At 68.9% G+C, this 18,454-nt stretch carries 15 protein-coding genes and 2 pseudogenes; 10 read left to right on the top strand and 7 right to left on the bottom strand.

What is annotated here, in order from left to right; genetic code table 11:
- The first annotated feature begins 55 nt into the window (after nucleotides 1-55).
- Nucleotides 56-1,249: an RNA-guided endonuclease InsQ/TnpB family protein gene (locus tag IE325_RS40905; protein WP_190075258.1), complete on the top strand. Its 1,194-nt coding sequence runs from the start codon at nucleotides 56-58 to the stop codon at nucleotides 1,247-1,249.
- A gap of 30 nt (nucleotides 1,250-1,279) precedes the next feature.
- Here the strand turns inward: IE325_RS40905 and IE325_RS40900 are convergent, their stop codons facing one another.
- Entirely contained in the window at nucleotides 1,280-2,890 is a 1,611-nt protein-coding gene (locus IE325_RS40900) for a flavin monoamine oxidase family protein (protein WP_190075257.1), read from the bottom strand.
- A 396-nt stretch (nucleotides 2,891-3,286) separates the two neighbouring features.
- Between IE325_RS40900 and IE325_RS40895 the strand changes: the two genes are divergently transcribed.
- On the top strand, nucleotides 3,287-3,868 hold the full coding sequence (locus IE325_RS40895) for a GNAT family N-acetyltransferase (protein ID WP_190075256.1): 582 nt from the start codon (nucleotides 3,287-3,289) through the stop codon (nucleotides 3,866-3,868).
- A gap of 53 nt (nucleotides 3,869-3,921) precedes the next feature.
- A pseudogene (locus IE325_RS46460) lies at nucleotides 3,922-4,212 on the top strand (transposase); the annotation flags it as partial.
- 190 nt (nucleotides 4,213-4,402) lie between these two features.
- Here the strand turns inward: IE325_RS46460 and IE325_RS40885 are convergent.
- The 5 genes and pseudogenes from IE325_RS40885 to IE325_RS40865 form a co-directional block, all read right to left on the bottom strand.
- Nucleotides 4,403-4,537 (bottom strand): annotated as a pseudogene (locus IE325_RS40885) (ATP-dependent endonuclease); the annotation flags it as partial.
- Nucleotides 4,538-4,820: 283 nt separating this feature from the next.
- Nucleotides 4,821-5,657 (bottom strand): carbohydrate ABC transporter permease, encoded by an 837-nt coding sequence (locus IE325_RS40880; protein ID WP_190075254.1) that lies wholly within the window; start codon nucleotides 5,655-5,657, stop codon nucleotides 4,821-4,823.
- Complete coding sequence (locus IE325_RS40875) at nucleotides 5,654-6,634, bottom strand: carbohydrate ABC transporter permease (protein WP_190075253.1); 981 nt, start codon at nucleotides 6,632-6,634, stop codon at nucleotides 5,654-5,656. Before IE325_RS40875 ends, IE325_RS40880 begins: the two co-directional genes overlap by 4 nt.
- Nucleotides 6,635-6,636: 2 nt before the next feature.
- Nucleotides 6,637-7,938, bottom strand: a complete 1,302-nt coding sequence (locus IE325_RS40870; RefSeq protein WP_190075252.1) for an ABC transporter substrate-binding protein — start codon at nucleotides 7,936-7,938, stop codon at nucleotides 6,637-6,639.
- Nucleotides 7,935-9,164 carry an aminotransferase class V-fold PLP-dependent enzyme gene (locus IE325_RS40865; protein WP_190075251.1) on the bottom strand — a complete coding sequence of 410 codons (1,230 nt, stop codon included), beginning with the start codon at nucleotides 9,162-9,164 and terminating at the stop codon, nucleotides 7,935-7,937. The genes IE325_RS40870 and IE325_RS40865 overlap by 4 nt, the downstream gene beginning before the upstream one ends.
- A gap of 227 nt (nucleotides 9,165-9,391) precedes the next feature.
- On the opposite strand from IE325_RS40865, the gene IE325_RS40860 reads away from it, so the two are divergent.
- Nucleotides 9,392-10,093 (top strand): FadR/GntR family transcriptional regulator, encoded by a 702-nt coding sequence (locus IE325_RS40860; protein WP_190075250.1) that lies wholly within the window; start codon nucleotides 9,392-9,394, stop codon nucleotides 10,091-10,093.
- A 118-nt stretch (nucleotides 10,094-10,211) separates the two neighbouring features.
- Here the strand turns inward: IE325_RS40860 and IE325_RS40855 are convergent, their stop codons facing one another.
- The gene (locus IE325_RS40855; RefSeq protein ID WP_190075249.1) at nucleotides 10,212-11,237 is read right to left on the bottom strand and encodes an NAD-dependent epimerase/dehydratase family protein; all 1,026 of its coding nucleotides are present in this window, start codon (nucleotides 11,235-11,237) and stop codon (nucleotides 10,212-10,214) included.
- Between the two features lie 195 nt (nucleotides 11,238-11,432).
- On the opposite strand from IE325_RS40855, the gene IE325_RS40850 reads away from it, so the two are divergent.
- From IE325_RS40850 to IE325_RS40825, 6 genes are all read left to right on the top strand, one after another.
- Entirely contained in the window at nucleotides 11,433-11,999 is a 567-nt protein-coding gene (locus IE325_RS40850) for a TetR/AcrR family transcriptional regulator (protein ID WP_190075248.1), read from the top strand.
- A 307-nt stretch (nucleotides 12,000-12,306) separates the two neighbouring features.
- Nucleotides 12,307-13,338 (top strand): LacI family DNA-binding transcriptional regulator, encoded by a 1,032-nt coding sequence (locus tag IE325_RS40845; RefSeq protein ID WP_190075247.1) that lies wholly within the window; start codon nucleotides 12,307-12,309, stop codon nucleotides 13,336-13,338.
- A 378-nt stretch (nucleotides 13,339-13,716) separates the two neighbouring features.
- Nucleotides 13,717-14,811 (top strand): ABC transporter substrate-binding protein, encoded by a 1,095-nt coding sequence (locus IE325_RS40840; protein ID WP_190075246.1) that lies wholly within the window; start codon nucleotides 13,717-13,719, stop codon nucleotides 14,809-14,811.
- A 70-nt stretch (nucleotides 14,812-14,881) separates the two neighbouring features.
- Nucleotides 14,882-16,441, top strand: coding sequence for a sugar ABC transporter ATP-binding protein (locus IE325_RS40835; RefSeq protein WP_190075245.1), 1,560 nt, complete (start codon nucleotides 14,882-14,884; stop codon nucleotides 16,439-16,441).
- On the top strand, nucleotides 16,434-17,396 hold the full coding sequence (locus tag IE325_RS40830) for an ABC transporter permease (RefSeq protein WP_190075244.1): 963 nt from the start codon (nucleotides 16,434-16,436) through the stop codon (nucleotides 17,394-17,396). The genes IE325_RS40835 and IE325_RS40830 overlap by 8 nt, the downstream gene beginning before the upstream one ends.
- Complete coding sequence (locus tag IE325_RS40825; protein WP_190075243.1) at nucleotides 17,393-18,427, top strand: ABC transporter permease; 1,035 nt, start codon at nucleotides 17,393-17,395, stop codon at nucleotides 18,425-18,427. Before IE325_RS40830 ends, IE325_RS40825 begins: the two co-directional genes overlap by 4 nt.
- Nucleotides 18,428-18,454: the final 27 nt, after the last annotated feature.

The following is an 18,454-nucleotide window of genomic DNA, read 5'->3' as shown; positions in this document are numbered from 1 at the left end:
TTCAAATACCAACTCGCCGCAGGGGCCCACAAATTGAGGTGATAGTTTGTGAGCTATGCCCACTCACGTGAAGCGGGCATTCAAGTACCGCTTCTATCCGACGGATGCGCAGGCAGCCGAGCTGTCGCGCACGTTCGGATGCGTGCGCAAGGTCTACAACATGGCGCTCGCCGCGCGCACCGAGGCATGGACGCGCCAGGAGCGGGTCAACTACAACGCCACCTCCGCGATGCTGACCGCGTGGAAGAAGACCGAGGAACTCGCCTTCCTGAACGAGGTGTCGTCGGTTCCGCTCCAGCAGTGCCTGCGGCACCTGCAAGGGGCGTTCACTAACTTCTTCGCCAAGCGGGCCAAATACCCCCGCTTCAAATCCAGGCGGAAGTCCCGCGCCAGCGCGGAGTACACCACCTCCGGGTTCAGGTTCCGGGACGGGAAACTGACGCTGGCGAAGATGAAAGACCCGCTGGACATCTGCTGGTCCCGGCCTCTGCCGGAGGGGGCGTCGCCATCCACGGTGACCGTGTCCCGCGACAGCGCCGACCGCTGGTTCGTCTCCATGCTCTGCGACGACACCCCGGCCCCGATGCCCGCCACGGCTGGCGCGGTCGGCATCGACGCCGGGCTGGACCATCTCGTGACGCTGTCCACCGGAGAGAAGATCGCCAACCCCCGGCACGAACGTCGCGACCGCGCCCGACTCGCGAAGGCCCAGCGGGCTTTGGCGAAGAAGGTCAAAGGATCGGCGAACCGGGGCAAGGCCCGTCTGCGTGTCGCGAAGATCCACGCGATGATCGCCGACCGCCGCCGTGACGGCCTGCACAAGCTGACCACTCGACTCGTGCGCGAAAACCAAACGCTCGTGATCGAGGACTTGACCGTGCGCAACATGGTCAAGAACCACAAGCTTGCCCGAGCCATCTCGGACGCGAGCTGGACCGAACTGCGGTCCATGCTGGAGTACAAGGCAGCCTGGCACGGGCGGAACCTCGTGGTCGTGGACCGGTTCTTCCCCTCCTCCAAGCTGTGCTCCGCCTGCGGGACCATCACATCGATGATGCCGCTCAACGTCCGCACCTGGACGTGCGAGGGCTGCGGCACGACCCACGACCGGGACGCGAACGCAGCGAAGAACCTTCTGGCGGCCGGGCTGGCCGTGACAGTCTGTGGAGCTGGTGTAAGACCTCAACGGGAGTTCTCCCGGACGGGGCAGTCGGCGACGAAGCAGAAAACCCCACGGCGCGAGCCGTAGGAATCCCCCTCGTTCACGAAAGGGAGGAAGTCAAGCGGCCATCACCCTTTCGTGGATGTCGGTCACGACCTTGCGGGCCGAGGTGAACGCGCCGTGCTGCCAGGCGATGACATGGCTGAGCCAGTCACCGGCGAAGTAGACGTGCCCGGCAGGCTGGTTGAGCAGCGTGTATTCGGGCCCGGTCTGTGAGGGCCAGCCCACCCAGCCGGCCTCGATATGGGGCGTGCGGTGCCAGGCGACGCTGAAGGAGTGATCGAGTTCGGTGCGGTACTTGTCGCCGTGGATCTTCACGCCCCGGCCCACCGCCCGCGCGAGGCGCTGGACATGCGGCAGATCGCTGTACGCGATGGCGTTGGCACCGAAGTTGTAGTAGCCGATGAGCGTGCCGCGGCGGCCCTGGTAGCCGTTGGAGGGGTACCAGATGGTGGCCAGGTCCGTGTCGGTCGGCGTGATACCGCCGTAGATGTGCTCGTCCGTCTCCCACCAGCGGCTGCGGTACTCGAGCCCGATCTTGCCGACGGGGGTCGGGACGGCGTATTTGAGGGCCGCGGTTATGTCGGTGCCCAGGTTGTGCTTGAGGCGGGCCATGACCATCGGCGGCATGGCCGCGACGACGAAGTCGGCGCGTTGGGTGCGGATACGGCCGCCGGCGTCCTCGTATGTGACCTCGGCGCCGTCCGGCAGGTCCTTGACCTCCAGCGCCTTGGCGCCGTAGGTGATGCGGTTCTGGCCGATTGCCTTGGCCAGGGCGTACGGGATCGCGTCCATGCCGCCCACCGGCTGGAACATCAGCATGGCTTGGTCGTAGCCGAGTTCGAAGGCGAAGCGCTGCCCCACGCCGCTGGCGATGACGTCGGACAGCGTTGGCACGGGGCCGAGGACGGTGCCGTCCTCGAAGGCGGCGCCCGGCTCGGTGGAGTAGCCGCGCCGGTCGGTGCCGGTGTAGGTGTAGCCGTCGGCTTTGCCCTTGATGGCGCCGAAGCTCTGCAGGAACGTGATCAGCCGTTCCTTGTCCTGCGCGGTGAGCTGTGCGTCCAGGGCGCCCTGGTCGGTGGCCTTGGCGAGGAGTTCGGAGACGTAGCCGTAGACGTCGGCCTTCGCCGTGCGCCAGCGCATGGGCTTGCCCGCCAAGGCGGCGCTGCTCTCGTGGTAGATGTACGCGTTGGCGTTCTGGTTGGTGAACACCTGGAGTTCGACGCCGAGTTCGCGACAGTACTCGAGAGTGACGTGGGACTGCGGCAGCCGGGCCGGGCCCGCGTTCATGTACTGGCCCTTGGTGAACGCCGCCGTCTGCGTACGCCCGTCGAGATCAGTCAGCGTCGTGCCGCCGCGGACCGTCCAGTTGCGGCCGCCGGGGCGGCTGTTCGCCTCCAGGATTCGGCAGTCGTAACCGGCCTTGCCCAGCTCGTACGCCGTCGCCAGGCCGGCTATGCCGCCGCCGAGCACGAGCACCTTCTTGCCGCCGCGCCCGGTGAGCGCGAAGTCACTGCGCCGGGGCGCCCGGTACGCATCAGCCCGCACGTCCGGCACCGGCGCGAGCCCAAGTGCGCCCATCGCCGAGTACAGCACTCCGGCGCCACTCGCGACGCCGACGGACCTAAGGAAGTCACGGCGGGATGCCGGGGATTGCTCTGCAGCCATCAATTCCTCCTCACCCGCACCCCGGGGCGCGTGCCGGCCGGGGAGCGGTCGTTCGGTCAACCCGGTCACGTGGGGGGTGTGAGTCACTGAGGAGACCGGAGGTGCGTCATGAGCCTCCGTCAGGACTGTTACAGCGCCATGCCACTGACGTAACCGGTCCGAGCCGTGCGCTGGGCACCAGGAGGAAGGCGGGGGAGTGGTCCCGTCTTGGGCCGGGGCAGCCTTCCCCCCTCACGGGTTGGGCAAGAAGCCTTGGTGGGCGAGGCGTCTGAAGTGGCTGCGGGTGACGTTCACGTCCGGGTCGTCGGTGGCAGGCGGCGCCTTGGTGGTGAGGACCAGGGCCGGGACCGGATATTCGGTGTTTCGCTCGCCCCTTGAGGACGCAGGATGGTGCGCATGACTTTGGCCACCCCCCTGCTGCACACCGCTCGCCTGCGACTGCGCCCCTTTGCCGACGCCGACGCGGATCCCCTCTTCGCGCTGCACAGCAGCGCCTACGTGCTGCGCTACTGGGACTCCCCGCCGTGGACCGAACGGGCCCGCGCCGAGCGGTTCATCGCGATGTGCCGGAAGATGGCGGACGAAGGCACCGGGGCGCGAGTGGCCATCGACCGAGCTTCTGACGGGGCCTTCGTCGGCTGGTGCGGTCTGACCGGATGGAACCGGGACTACCGCAGCGCGTCGTTGGGCTATGTCCTCGGCGATGCGATGTGGGGCAACGGCTACGCGACGGAGGCCGCGCACGCCTTGCTGCAGTGGGCTTTCGACACCCTGGACCTGAATCGAGTGCAGGCCGAGACCGATACGCGCAACGTGGCATCCGCCCGGGTATTGGAGAAGATCGGATTCGTGCGGGAAGGGACGTTGCGGGAGGACTGCGTCGTGAACGGCGAGGTTTCCGACTCGTGGGTGTTCGGGTTGATCAGGCGAGAGTGGCGGCCGTCGCCGCGCCGATTCCGGCCGGCTAACTGGCTCTAACAAGAGCAGGCGATCATGTGACTGTCGGCTTGATCGCTCGTTGATTGGGGGGCATGGGGCAGCGTCAGTCGCGGCCGTGGATCGTGTCGGACGAACTGTGGTCGCTCATCGAGCCGTTGCTGCCCGAACCGCCGCCCAAGCAGGTCGAGGGACGGCCGCGAGTACCCGACCGGCAGGCCCCGTGCGGGATTCTGTTCGTGCTGCACACCGGCATCCAGTGGGAGTACCTGCCCCATGAGCTCGGCTTCGGCTCGGGCATGACGTGCTGGCGCCGACTGGCGGCCTGGAACGAAGCCGGCGTCTGGGGGCAGCTGCACCAGCTGTTGCTGAACAGCCTGCGGTCCCGGGCTCGTCCCGCTTCCGCGCCTGCCCGCCGACCACTCTGCACCGAAGACGCCGACCGGCTGCGCGCAGGCGCGCCATGGACAATCTGTTCGGCGGAGTGCGCGCGCCTTCCACTCTGGGCACGTTCCTGCGCGGGATCATTTACGGCCACGTGCGCCAACTCGCCGCGAGCCACCGCCGCTTCCTGAGGCGCTCTGCCACGTCGCACAGCCCGGTGAGGCGCAGGCCCAGGCCGGGCTGCCCGAGGAGGTGGGTGTAGTGGGCGACGCTCATGGCGCCGCCCATGGCCAGAAGGCGGATTCCCTCGGCGGTCAGATCCCGGCCGCCCAGGTGGTGCCGTTGAGTGTCCGCTGTTTTCCGAACCGAGCTCCAGGCGCTTTCGTCGACGGAGGCCCGTGCGCCGGTGGGGGCGGTGCTGCGGGCTTGCGAGAGACCACGCAGGACGGCGATGAGCGCCGTGTATGGGCCCCTCACCGTGCTCATCGCCCCTGCTCCTCGGCATCCCGTCGCCACACAGCCGGAAGGCCGCGCGCCCGCGTCGCCCCCGGACCGGGCGTTGAGGACGGTCGACAGCCAAGGGCTGCCGTAGCGTTCGAGCGTCCGTCCTTCAGCCCTTCACCGCCCCCGAAGTGAGCCCCTGCACGATGTGGCGGCTGGCGAAGGCGAACAGGAGCATGGTGGGCAGGATGGTGAGGACGGCCGCCGCGGACATCGAGCCCCAGTCGATGTTGAAGCTGGAGATGAAGCCGTTCAGGGCTGTGGGGACGGTCTTGTTGCTGTCGCTGTTCATCAGCGTCACCGACAGGAAGAGCTCGTTCCAGCAGTTGACGAAGTTGAAGATGAACGCGGCGATGATTCCCGGGCGCATCACCGGCAGCAGGACCCGGAACAGCGCCGAGAACCGAGACAGGCCGTCGATCATGGCGGCCTCCTCCAGGGCGTCCGGGATGTTCTCGAAGAAGCCGCGCAGCATCACCGTGCAGAACGGGATGCACACCGCGATGTAGACGAGGATCAGACCGAGGCGGTTGTCGACCAGCCGCAGGTCGGTCATCAGCAGGTACAGCGGTCCCAGCGCGATGAACGACGGGATCATCTGGGTGACGAGGGCGGCCATCAGCAGAGCCGACTTGGTGCGGAACTCGAAGCGGGCCAGCACGTACGCCGAGAGCATCGAGATCGCCGTCGCCGTCGCGCCGGCCACCGTCGAGACGATGAGGCTGTTGGTGAGGTAGGTCCCGAAGTCGGCCGTGCCGAACAGGCCGCTGTAGTTCTCCAGGGAGAACCGCTCGGGCCAGTAGGCGAGCGGGAACTTGAAGATGTCGCCGGGCGCCTTGAGCGAGGTGACGGTGATCCAGTAGAGAGGGAAGACGGTGAAGAGCAGCCACACGCCGAGGAAGGTGAACTTGACCACCCGGCCGACCGTGGACTCCTTGCCGATCATCGCCGCACTCCTTTCTTCTCACGCGTGGCCATGAGGAAGAACACCGCGAACACCAGCAGCGCGGCCACCACGAGGAGGCCGAGCGCGGAGGCCCTGCCGTAGTCGCCCTGCTGAGTGATCTTGATCATCCAGGTGGTCACGATGTGCGTCTCGTTGTTCGGCCCGCCGCCGGTCATGCCGAAGATCAGGTCGGGGAAGTTGAAGATCCAGATCACCCGCAGCAGCACGGTCAGCGCCAGCGTGGTGCGGATGTACGGGATCGTGATCTGGAACAGCGTGCGCGCCTTGCCCGCGCCGTCCAGCGCCGCCGCCTCGTACAACTCGTCGGGGATCGACTGCAGCGCGGCCAGGATCATGATCGCGAAGAAGGTGACGCCGTACCAGATGTTGGCGATGAGCACGGCCACCATCGCCGTCTTCGGATCCGCCAGCCAGGCGACCGGTTCGTCGATGAGACCGGCCTTCTGGAGCAGGTCGTTGACGACACCGAACTCGCTGTTGAACAGCCAGCGGAAGAGGATGCCGATGAGGAATCCGGAGATCGCCCAGGGGAAGAAGATCAGCGCCTGGTAGAGGCCGCGGAAGGGGAAGCGGCGGCGCAGCCACAGCGCGAGCGCGAAGCCGATCACCAGCTGCGGCACGATCGAACCGAACACCCAGATCGCGCTGTTGCCGAGGACGGTGCCCCAGGCCGGATCGGCGAAGACGTCGCGGAAGTTCTTCAACCCGACCCAGGAGGTGTCGGTCAGGTCGGTCAACTTCCAGTTGCGGAAGGCCATCTGACCGCCCGCGATCATGGGGTAGTACGTGAAGACCGCCACGAAGACCGCGGCCGGCGCCATGAACGCAGCGATCTGAAGACCGCGCCGGGTGGTGAACTCCCGCCGCCGGCCCCCGCGGGGGAGACCCCGTTTGTGCGAGGTCTCCCCACCGCCCGGCGTCTTCGTCTTCGTCGCCGTTGTGGACGTGACGGACATGTCTACTGCTCCTGCTGCCACTTCTCGGTCCAGTACGCGTCCCAGCTCGCGACCAGCTTCTTGGGCGTGGTCTTGCCGAGGATCAGTTTCTGAACGTCGGCGTCCGCCTTCTGCTGCCACTCGGCCCACCAGGTGACACCGCGCGGCTGGGTGACGACCAGGTACTTGTCGGGCTGCTCGGTCATGGTGACGTAGCTCGACCAGGGGCCGGTCTTGTAGAAGGGGTCGCTGGTCGCCGACTTGAGGATGGGCACCAGGCTGTTCTTCTTGGTGAACGTCGTCGACGCCTCCCCCTGGGAGAGGAACTCGACCAGCTTGACCGCCTCGGCCTTGTGGTCGCTGCCCTGGGCGACACCCCACCCGGCGGTGGCCAGCGGCTGCACGGTCTTGCCGCCGGGCCCGGCCACGAGCGGCGCGGTGCCCCACTGGTCCTTGTCGATGGACTTGGACTCCGAGACGGTGGCGATCACTTCAGGGTCCTGGAGCAGGAAGGCCGTCGAGCCGTTGGAGAACGCCTCGACCATCTCCGGGTAGCCCCAGGCGACGGACGACTTGGGGGAGGCCTGTTTGAAGAGCTTGAGGTAGTTCTCCATGGCCTTCTCCGCCTCGGGGGCGGCGAAGATCGTACGGCCGTCCTTGAGCTTGAAGCCGTTCGCCGGGTCGACCTGGTCGGCGAGGTAGGCCTCGATGGCGGCGGTGGCGTTGCTGTTGGAGTTGGCGCCGCCGCGGAAGGCGTAGCCGTAACGGCGCTTCGCCGGGTCGTGGATGGCGGAGGCCTGCTCCACCAGTTCCGCCCAGGTGGCCGGCGGCTTGCTGAAGCCCGCCTCCTTGATCAGGTCGGTGCGGTAGAAGAGGCTCAGGCCGTAGAAGCCGTACGGGACGAAGTACGTCTTGCCCTTGGCGTCCTTCGAGGCGTTGACGGCGTTCTGGGTCATCGCCTCCCAGCCCTTCCAGCCGTCGAGGTCCTTCTTCATGTCGTAGAGCCAGCCGTTGTTCGACCAGGGCCCGACGGTGATGTCCCGGACCTCCAGGACGTCCACCCCGCTGCCGGACTGGAGCATCTGCTGGAGCTTCTGGTCGGCCTGCTCGGTGGGCGGGGAGACCAGGTTGACCTTGACCTTGGGGTTCTGCTGCTCGAAGTCGGCTATGAGGTCCTTGAGCAGGTCGGTGCGGGTCGGGTTCGTCAGGCTCTCGACCATGTTGAGGGTGACTGTTCCGCTCGCCTCGGGGCTCATGGTGGAACAGCCGGTCAGGACCATCGCGGCGGCGGTGCCGAGCGCGAGAACTGCCGTCCTTCTTCTCATTGTGCTGACCTCTTCCCTGAGTTCTCTCGTGCCCACTTGCCGAGGACGGGGACGCATTCCTCGGCGAAGTACTCGTAGTCGGCGGCGGTGTTGTAGACGTGGGCGGACAGGCGCATGTAGCCGATGCCGTCGAAGCTGGTGAAGGCCGCCTCCACGCCCAGTTCGAGGGCCACCCGGTCGCGCAGCGCGTCCGCCTCGATCCGGTCGGCGGCCAGTCCGTCCGGGAGGCGCACCAGGCGCATGCCGGGGACGGGCATGCCGACTTCGACCGTGGTGTCCGCGCCGAGCGCGCTGCCGATGACCGAGGCGCCGTAGTCGGCAAGGTCGTCCATGTAGCGGCGGGCGGCGGGCCAGCCCCAGGTGCGCTCGACGAAGGCGAGGGACGTCGGCGCGGCGAGGTAGGCGGTGGCGTCGATGGTGCCCTGCGTGTCGAAGCGGTCCGGGAACGGATCGGCCGCGGCCCAGGAGTCGATGAGCGGGTAGAGCCGCTCGCGCAGCGGGCCGCGGGCGACCAGCGCCGCGGTGCCGCGCGGGGCGCAGCCCCATTTGTGCAGGTTGCCGGTCCAGAAGTCGTAGGTCGCGTCGGCGAGCGGCGCGTCGAGCAGTCCGGGCGCGTGCGCTCCGTCGACGAGGACGGGAATGCCGCGCCGACCGGCCTCGGCCCCGATGCGCTCCACCGGGAGCCGGCGCGCGGTCGCCGAGGTGATCTGGTCGACGACGACCAGTTCGGTGGCGTCGCCGACTTCGGCGACCACGGCCTCGTACGCCTGGTCCGCGTCCGCGTCCAGCGGCACCCGGGCGGTACGGACCCGGCCGCCCCAGCGCCGTGCCAGCCGCTCGGCACCCATCGTCACGGCCCCGTAGCCGTGGTCGGTGACGACGATCTCCCCGCCGGGACGCAAGGCGAGGGCGGCGTAGACGACGCTCGCGCCCGCGCTGGCGTTCGGCACCAGGGCGAGGTCGCCGGCGGGGACGCGCAGGAAGTCGGCCAGCTCGATACGGGCGGCGGCGAGCCGCTGGGGGAGCGCCGGGAACCACACCACGGGTGAGCGTTCCATCTCCACCCGCAGCAGTTCCTGCCGTTCCTGAGCCACCAGCGGAACCGCCCCGAAGGAGCCGTGGTTCAGGTGCTTGAGGGCAGGATCCAGCGACCACGCCCGGTCGGCGGGCCGGCCGTCCGCCAGCAGCAGAGGGCGCGGTGCGGTGGTCACCTCGGTCTCGCTCACAGGACTCCACATCTGGGCGGGGCGGGCTCACGGAAGATCAGAATCCGCCGGACACGTTTGATGACTCGGCATCCTGCACCACCTTTCTCGGCGGAAACAAGGGTCGTACAGTGAAAGTCATCAGATGACTTTCAAGTGGCATGCATCCGACACATCTGACACTCGCTACAGTGCTCCGAGGGCGGCGGCATGATTCGCCGGCCCGTCAGGGGAGGAAGAGGGGACGGATGTCCGCAGTCGAGAAGGCGTTCCACGGCCTACGGCACATGATCGGGACGGGGCGCCTCGGTCCGGGCGACCGCATTCCCCCCGAGGGCGAGCTCTGTGAGGAGTTGGGCGTCTCGCGGGGGTCGCTGCGCGAGGCCGTACGGATGCTCGCCGCCCTGGGCGTCATCGAGCCGCGACACGGCTCGGGCACCTACGTCTCACAGCTGAGGCCCGAGGACGTGATCGGCAGTCTCTCCCTGACCCTCGAACTCCTGCCGCTCTCGGGCCTGTTGGAGGTCTACGAGATCCGGCGCGTCCTGGAGGCCCATGTGGCCGCCCAGGCGGCGGCGCGCTGCACACCGGAGACCGTGCGCACGCTCTTCTCCCTCATCGAGGACATGGAGGCCACGAGCGACCCCACCAAGGCCTCCGAACTCGACCACCGCTTCCACGCGGAGATCGCCCGCGTGGGCGGCAATCCCACCCTGGCCACTCTGCTGGCAGTCTTCCGCGCCCGCTCCCGCAAATACCAGGTCTTCACCCTGCCCGAGGGGCCTGACCTGCGCAGGAAGAGCGACGACGACCACCGCGTCCTGGCCACCGCCATAGCCGACCACGATCCCGTCGCCGCGGCCGGCGCGGCCCAGGCGCATGTCGCGCAGACGGAGAGGTGGCTGCGGGCGTTCATGCCGCCCGTCGAGGAGGCCGAGCGTGCGGAATGACGGGCAGGCGTGGGGCCGCGACGATCGGCAGGGTGACGCGTTTAGCGGCTCTGGGCGCATCTCACCCCTGCGCTTGGCGTCCTGGCAGGTGAGACCTCCGTCGATCTCCCGGCGTCGGCTACGCCTGGACCGCGCCGTGTGCGATCAGGCTCTCGGCGCAGTTGAGGACCGTCTCGCGTGCGGGGCGTGGCTGCCAGCCGAGGAGGGTGCGGGCCTTCTCGGTGCTGTGCCGGTTGCGGCGGCCCAGTGAGGGGGTGATCTCGCGGAGCGAGGGATCTTGGTACCGCGCCGCCAGACGGACCGCGAAGTCCGGGATCCGACGCGTCCTGACTCGACGACCGCGTTCGCCCAGCCCGTCGCGCAGGATGCGGGCCATGTCGTTCATCCACAGGAACTCGCCGGTGGCGAGGAAGCGTTGACCGGCGGCGGCCGGTGAGGTCATCGCCAGGATGTGCACCTCGACCAGGTCACGGACGTCGACGACCTCGAGGCCGATGCGCGGGGCTCCAGCCGTCTGCCCCGAGACCATGCGGGCGATGATCCCGACCGACCCGAGGTTGCCGGGCGTGAGCACGGGGCCGAACACGGCACCGGGAAGCACGGTCGTCAACTCGGTGGGACCGTCGTAGCCCTCCATGTAGTCCCAGGCGGCGCGCTCCGCGAGGGTCTTGGAACGGCGGTACGGGATCAGCGTCGGGTCGTCCGGGTCGGTCCACAGGGTCTCGTCGGTGACGCCCTCGGCGGTGTACGACGACGGGCTCGCCGCGTTCGCCGCCGACGTCATCACCACGCGCCGTACGCCCGCCGCAGTCGCCGCCCGCAGTACGCGCAGGGTGCCGTCGCGCGCCGGGGCGATGAGGGCCTGGGGGTCGCCGGAGGCGGCGCCCAAGGGGGACGCGACGTGCAGGACGTGGTCGACGCCCTTCATCGCCGCGTCCCAGCCGTCGTCCGCCGTGAGGTCGGCGGCCGCGAAACTCAGGCGCCCCGCCGGGTCGACCTCGCTGGAGACGGCCTCGGTGACGAAGCACTCCCGCTCGGAGCTGCGCACCGTGGTCCGTACGTCGTATCCGCGGCGCAGCAGCTCGGCGATGCACCAGCCGGCGATGTAGCCGCTGCCGCCGGTGACCAATACCGATTCGGGCATGGGAATCCTCCGTGGAAGGGGGGGTGGGATGAGGCCATGTGCCAGAATGAAACGGAGGGCCCTCCGCTATGCCTTCCAAACGTAACGGAGGCCCCTCCGCTTGGCAACCGGCACGGCCGGCCGCGTGGCCTACGGGCACGACCGCCCGGCACGACCGACCCGGTACGACGGAATCGGCATGATTGGATCTCTCACGTGAACCCGCCACCCGCGAAACCGACCCGGAGAGACGCCCTGGGCAACCGGGAGCGGATCCTGACCGTCGCGCGCGTGGCACTGTCCGGGTCCGGTTCCGCCTCGCTCACGGCGATCGCCAAACAGGCGGGCGTGGGCATCGGCACGCTCTACCGGCACTTCCCGACACGGGAGGCGCTGGTCATGGAGCTGTACCGGCACGACATCCAGGGCCTGATCGACCGTGTGCCGGTCCTCCTGGGGGAGAACCCGCCTCTGACGGCGCTCCGCCTCTGGTTCGAGGAGGTCGCGCACTACGGCCGGCTCAAGTTCGGCGTGGCGGAGGTCATCCACGCGGCCGCCAACGGCGGTCTCGACGACGAGTACTACGGGCCGTTCGTCGCCGCCATCGCCCGCCTGCTCGAAGCCGGCGCGGACGACGGCACCCTCAAGCCCGGCCTCGACCCGGAGGACGTCCTCCTCCAGCTCGGCGTTCTGTGGCGTATCGAGCCGGCCCGAGGCGGCGCGGCGCGGGCGGCCCGCATCCTGACACTGATCGTGGACGGACTCCGGACCAGGCAGTCCTGACCGGCCCTCGGCGTGACGCGGCGTGTGCCGAGGCGGCGTACTTCATCGGATACGTTCCGACAGTCGCCTTCTGTCCGTCCGACGGCGACACTTCCCACGGGGGGCAAGCGCTTCCTGCGGGTGTTCGGCGGGTCGCACGGCGAGGTGCAGTCCGCGCCCCGGGTGTCGGTACAACGCCTTGTCAGCGCGACAATGGCAGCTGTATAACGTTGTAAATGTCAAGCACTGGGACTCGGCGCCAGGCTCACGGTGACGACACCGTACCCGCACCGACCGCCCGAGTCGGGCCGCTCTGAAAGGGAAAGCCGTGCGGGTCAGCCTCAAGGACGTCGCCGCCCATGCCGGGGTCTCCATCAAGACCGTCTCCAACGTGGTGAACAACTACCAGCACGTCACCCCGGTCATGCGTGAACGTGTTCAGCGGTCCATCGACGCGCTCGGCTACCGGCCCAACCTTGCCGCCCGGCACCTGCGCAAAGGCCGCACGGGCATGATCGCGCTCGCCCTGCCGGAACTGGGCAACCCGTACTTCGCCGAACTGGCCGCCGCCGTCATCGATGCCGCCGCCGCCCATGACTACATCGTGCTGCTGGACCACACCGGCGGACGCCGTGAACAGGAACTCCTCGTCAGTCAGGGCTTCCGCGCGCGCGTCATCGACGGACTCATCCTCAGCCCCATCGAGTTGGAGGCCGAGGACCTGCGCGACCGTGCGGAGAACGTACCGCTGGTGCTGCTCGGGGAGCGTGACTACGACCTGCCCTACGACCACATCGCCATCGACAACGTCGCCGCGGCGCGCACCGCCGTCCGGCACCTGGTCGGCCTCGGACGCCGGGAGGTGGCGTTCATCGGCGACCGACGCGGCCGCAGCGAGCCCGCGCAACTGCGCGTACGCGGCTGGCGCGAGGAGCTCACCGCCGCCGGACTCCCCGCCGACGACGGGCTCGTGGCCGCCACGGACGGCTGGGGGCATGTGGACGGCGCGGCGGCCATGACCCGGATCCTCGATGCCGGCCGGCGCCCCGACGCGATCTTCGCGTACAACGACCCGATGGCCATCGGTGCGATGCGGGTCCTGTATGAGCGCGGACTGCGCGTCCCGGAGGACATCGCTGTCGTCGGTTTCGACGACGTGGTCGAGGGGCACTTCGGCGCGGTGACGCTCACTTCCGTGTCGCCGGACAAGACAGCCATCGGCCGACTCGCCGTGGAGTCGGTACTCGCCCGGCTGGGCGGCGAGGCTGCCGAACCCCGCCGAGTCTGGGCGGACTACCGTTTGGTCGAGCGGGAGAGCACCCTCGGGCGCGGGGCGCCGGCAGGCGTTCCGCAAGGCTGACCTCTCGACGGGTACCGGTTTGTGCGGGTACGGCGGCGGTGACCACTTCACCGGCCGCGGCCTGAAACCCTGCTTCCTGCTTGCCGCGCTCGGTGGGCACCCGTGGCTGCCGCCGAGCGCTTGGTCGCCCGAGGTCCCTGGGCCGTACGGGAGTTGACGCACGCCCCGAACCCGCCATCGGGTAAGCGCTTCCCCCGTATCCCCGCCTTCCAACGATGCACACAGGTGTGCGCACAGGGGGTTTACAGCGTCCTTCCAACGATGTAAAAACCTCCTTGCAGCGGGCCCGACAACGTTGCCCGCCAGGGGAGATGCACCGTTTCTGCTCCTGCGTCAGCTCCCCAGTTCCCTTTCAGCGTCGCCCGGATCGGGGTCACCATGCAACGCACCACTCACCGTCCTCGTCTCCTCACCCGCCCCGGGGTCGTGGCCCTGGCCGCCGCGGTGGCCTTGACCGCCGGCGCCTGCGCGAAGTCGGAGGACGACGCGTCGAAGGACACGCAGTCCCCGGCGGCAGCCGGAGCCGAACAGAAGGTCGTCACACCGAAGCCGGGCAGCAAGACCTGTGCGATCGACGCCTACGGCGCCGAGAAGCTGGATCTGAAGAACGCGACCGTGGGCTTCTCCCAGTCGGAGAAGGAGGCCAACCCGTTCCGCATCGCCGAGACCCGGTCCATCAGGGACGAGGCGAAGAAGCGCGGCGTCAAGTTGCTCACGGCCAACGCGCAGTCGCAGTTCTCCAAGCAGATCAGCGACGTCCAGGACCTTCTGGCCAAGGGCGCTGACCTGCTGGTGATCGCCCCGCTGAACTCCGACGGCTGGGACCCGGTGCTCCAGGCCGCGGCCGCCAAGAAGGTCCCGATCGTCACGATCGACCGGAAGATCAACGCCACCGCCTGCAAGGACTATGTCTCCTTCATCGCCTCCGACTTCGTCGAGCAGGGCAGACGCGCCGCCGACCAGATGATCGAGGCGACCGGCGGCAAGGGCGAGGTCGCCATCCTCCTCGGCTCGGCCGGCAACAACGTCACCACCGAGCGCACCAAGGGCTTCAAGGAGCGGATCGCCGAGAAGGCACCGGAGTTGAAGGTCGTGTTCGAGCAGACCGGTGACTTCGCCCGCGAGAAGGGCCAGCAGGTGACCGAGCAGCTCATCCAGTCCAAGCCCGGCATCAAGGGCATCTACGCCGAGAACGACGAGATGGGCCTCGGCGCGGTCGCCGCGCTCAAGGGCGCGGGCAAGAAGGCCGGCGACGTCAAGATCGTGACCGTCGACGGCACCCGCAACGCCGTCCAGGGCATCGTGGACGGCTGGATCAGCGGAGTCATCGAGTCCAACCCCCGGTTCGGCCCGCTGGCGTTCCAGACGCTGGAGACCTTCACCAAGGGCGAGGAAGTCCCGCAGGACGTCATCATCCAGGACAGCGCCTACGCCGCGGACAACGCGAAGTCGGAGATCAGCAAGGCGTACTGAACCCTCGGGGGCCCGGCGAGTCCGGGCCCCCGGCCCACTCCTGCACCCCTTCTTCTTCCTGGAGGCACAGGTGGCACCCCCCGCCGAAGTCCTCGCCGTCCGCGGACTGAGCAAGTCCTTCCCCGGCGTCCGGGCCCTGGACGACGTGGACCTCACCCTGCACGCCGGCGAGGTCCACGCCCTCATCGGCGAGAACGGCGCCGGCAAGTCGACCCTCATCAAGCTCCTCACCGGCGTGTACCGCCCCGACGCAGGCGAGATCACCTTCCAGGGCAGCAAGGTCTCCTTCGCCACACCGCTGGAGGCACAGAAGGCGGGCATCTCGACCATCTACCAAGAGGTCAACCTGATCCCGCTGCTCAGCGTGGCCCGCAACCTCTTCCTCGGCCGCGAACCGCGCAACCGCTTCGGCGTACTGGACATCGCACGCATGAACCGGGAGGCCGAGAAGACCCTGCGCGGCTACGGCGTCCGCGTCGACGTCCGCAGGCCGCTGCGCACCCTCGGGGTCGGCGCCCAGCAGATGGTGGCGCTGGCCCGTGCCGTGGCCACCGACGCCCGCATCGTCATCATGGACGAGCCGACCTCCTCCCTCGAACCGCGCGAGGTCGAGACCCTGTTCTCGGTGATCCGGCGCCTGCGCGACGCGGGCATCGCCGTCGTCTACGTCAGCCACCGCCTCGACGAGCTCTACGCCGTGTGCGGCACGGTCACCGTGCTCCGCGACGGCCGACGCGTCCACCACGGCAGCCTCGCCGACCTCGACCGCCTCGCCCTGGTCTCCACCATGCTCGGCCGGGACCTCGGCGAGGTCCGCGAGGAGGGCCTCACCAAATTTACCGGCGACCACGAGGCGACCGACACCCAACCGGTGCTGGACGCGCGCGAACTGACGGTGCCGCACAAACTTCACGAAGTGTCCCTGAGCATCCGGCCCGGCGAGGTCGTCGGCCTCGGCGGGCTCCTCGGCTCCGGCCGTACCGAGACCGCGAAGGCCATCTCCGGTGCCCTGCCGGTCCGTTCGGGCCGGGTCACGGTGGCCGGCGTCCCGCTACGCGGCGGTTCGGCACCGGCCGCCATCCGGGCGGGCGTCAGCCTGCTGCCGGAGGACCGAAAGAGCGAGGGCATCGTCCCCGGCCTTTCGGTCCGCGAGAACATCGCGCTCGCCGTCCTGCCCCGCCTCTCCCGCTTCGGCCTCGTCTCCGAGGCGCGTGTCGACAGCGTCGTCGACACCTTCATCAAGCGGCTGCGCATCAAGGCCTCCTCACCGCACCAGAAGGTCGGTGAACTCTCCGGCGGCAACCAGCAGAAGGTGCTGCTCGCCCGCTGGCTCGCCATGAACCCCAAGGTGCTGCTGCTCGACGAGCCCACCCGCGGCATCGACGTCGGCGCCAAGGCCGAAGTGCAGAAACTCGTGGACGAACTGGCCGCCGACGGCCTGGGCGTCCTGCTCATCTCCTCCGACCTGGAGGAACTGATCGAAGGGTCCGACCGCGTGGTCGTACTGAAGGACGGTGCCGTCGTCGGCGAACTGACCGGCGACGACGTCACCGAGGACAAGCTGATGCGCACCATCGCCGGGGACGCCCAGGTGGAGCACCTGGCCAAGGAGGTGGCCACCGATGGCTGAGGCCACCCTCCGCACCGTCCCGCTGGACAAGGCCCGCGTGCTCCAGTGGCTGCAGACGTACGGCGTCTACGCGGGTGTCGCGGCACTGCTCGTCGTCAACACCGTCATCACCCCGCACTTCCTCTCCGCCGAGAACTTCCGCACCCAGGCCGTCCAGGTCGCCCCCGTCATCATCGTCGCCCTCGGCATGGCCCTGGTCATCGGCACCGAGGGCGTCGACCTGTCCGTCGGTGCCGTGATGGCGCTGGCGGCCTCCGTCACCGCGCTCTACCTCGGCTACGGGCTGCTGCCCGCCCTGCTCGTCGTCGCGCTCTTCGCCGCCGCGGTCGGACTGGCCAACGGCGCGCTGGTCGCGCTCGTCGGCGTGCAACCGATCGTGGCCACCCTGGCGCTCATGGTCGGCGGCCGGGGCCTCGCACTCGTGCTGCTGCCCCAGCTGGAGGACCTGCGCAACCCCTCCTTGGCCTCCCTGGGTTCCGGTGACGTCCTCGGCATCCCGTACCTGATCCTGATCGCCGCCGTCCTGGCCGTGCTGGTGGCCTTCGTGGTGCGCCGCACCACCTTCGGCCGCCAACTCCTCGCCATCGGCGACAGCCGGCCCGCCGCCCAGCTCGCCGGTCTGCCGGTGCGTCGCGTGCTGATCATCGTGTACGTCGTCTGCGCGCTGCTCGCGGCCGTCGCCGGTGTGCTGGCGACCGCCCGCCTCCAGGCCAGTGACCCGACCTCGCTCGGCAACCTGATGGAGCTCTCGGCCATCACGGCGGTCGTCGTCGGCGGCACCCCGCTGACGGGCGGACGGGTCAACATCGCCGGCACCGTGGCCGGAGCCGTCCTCATCCAGCTGCTCACCGCCACCCTCATCAAGCACGATCTGCCGCCCTCCTGGACCCAGATCGCCCAGGCCATAGTGATCGTCGCCGCGGTGTACGCGGCACGGGGACGGGGGAAGCGATGACCGTCACGAAAGCGGACGCGTCTGTGACCACCGCGAACAACGAGCCGACGGGGGAGACCGAACCGGTCGGCTCCGCGCGCTCCGAGCGGCTGAGCGCCCTCATCCAGCAGCACGGCGCCCTGGCCGTGCTGGTGCTCGTCTCCCTGGTGGCGTCGTTCTCCTTCGACTCCTTCGCCACCGGCGACAACGTCAGCAACATGGCGACGAGTTCGGCCTTCCTGGCGATCGTCGCCCTCGGCATGACCTTCGTGATCATCACCGGCGGCATCGACCTGTCCGTCGGCTCGCTGTTCGCCCTCGGCGGCGTCCTCGCGGCCTGGGGGTCACGCCACGGCACCCTGGTGGCCCTGCTGCTGCCGCTGGCGGTGTGCGGACTGATCGGCGTCGTCAACGGCCTGCTGGTCGCCCGCTCCCGACTCGCCCCGTTCATCGTCACCCTCGCCGCCATGCTGGGCGCGCGCGGCCTGCTGCTCGCCATCACCGACGAGGGCGCTGACACCTTCCTGATCGGCAAGGGCTCCTTCCTCGCCGAGCTGGGCCAGGGCACCACCCTGGGGCTCGGCAACCCGGTGTGGATCACCCTCGCCCTGTTCGTCGCCGGAGCCGTCGTGCTGCGCCGGACCCGCTTCGGACAGCACGTGTACGCGGTCGGCGGAAACGAGGACGCGGCGGCCCTGATGGGCGCTCCCGTGGCCCGCACCAAGATCCTCGTCTACACGTTGTCCGGCCTCTTGGCCGGTCTGGCCGGCGCGCTGAACGCCGCCTGGCTCGCCTCCGGCGTGACCATCCTCGGCAACGGAATGGAACTGGAGGCCATCTCCGCCGTCGTCATCGGGGGCACCCTGCTGACCGGAGGCCTCGGCTACGTCAGCGGCTCCTTGGTCGGCGTCCTGCTGCTGAAGGTCATCCAGAACGTCATCAACCAGATCGGCTCCCTGGACTCCTCCTACCAGCAGGTCGTCAGCGGCGCCTTCCTCGCCGTCGTCGTCATCGCCCAGACCTGGCTGGGCCGCAGACGACAGCTCATGTGAGAAACCCGAGCCCGACGGCCGAGCCCC

The organism is Streptomyces lanatus (genome assembly GCF_014655715.1).
Taxonomy (GTDB): Bacteria; Actinomycetota; Actinomycetes; order Streptomycetales; family Streptomycetaceae; genus Streptomyces; species Streptomyces lanatus.
The sequence above is the reverse complement of the archived record's forward strand: the minus strand, read 5'-3'. Positions and strand labels throughout refer to the sequence as shown.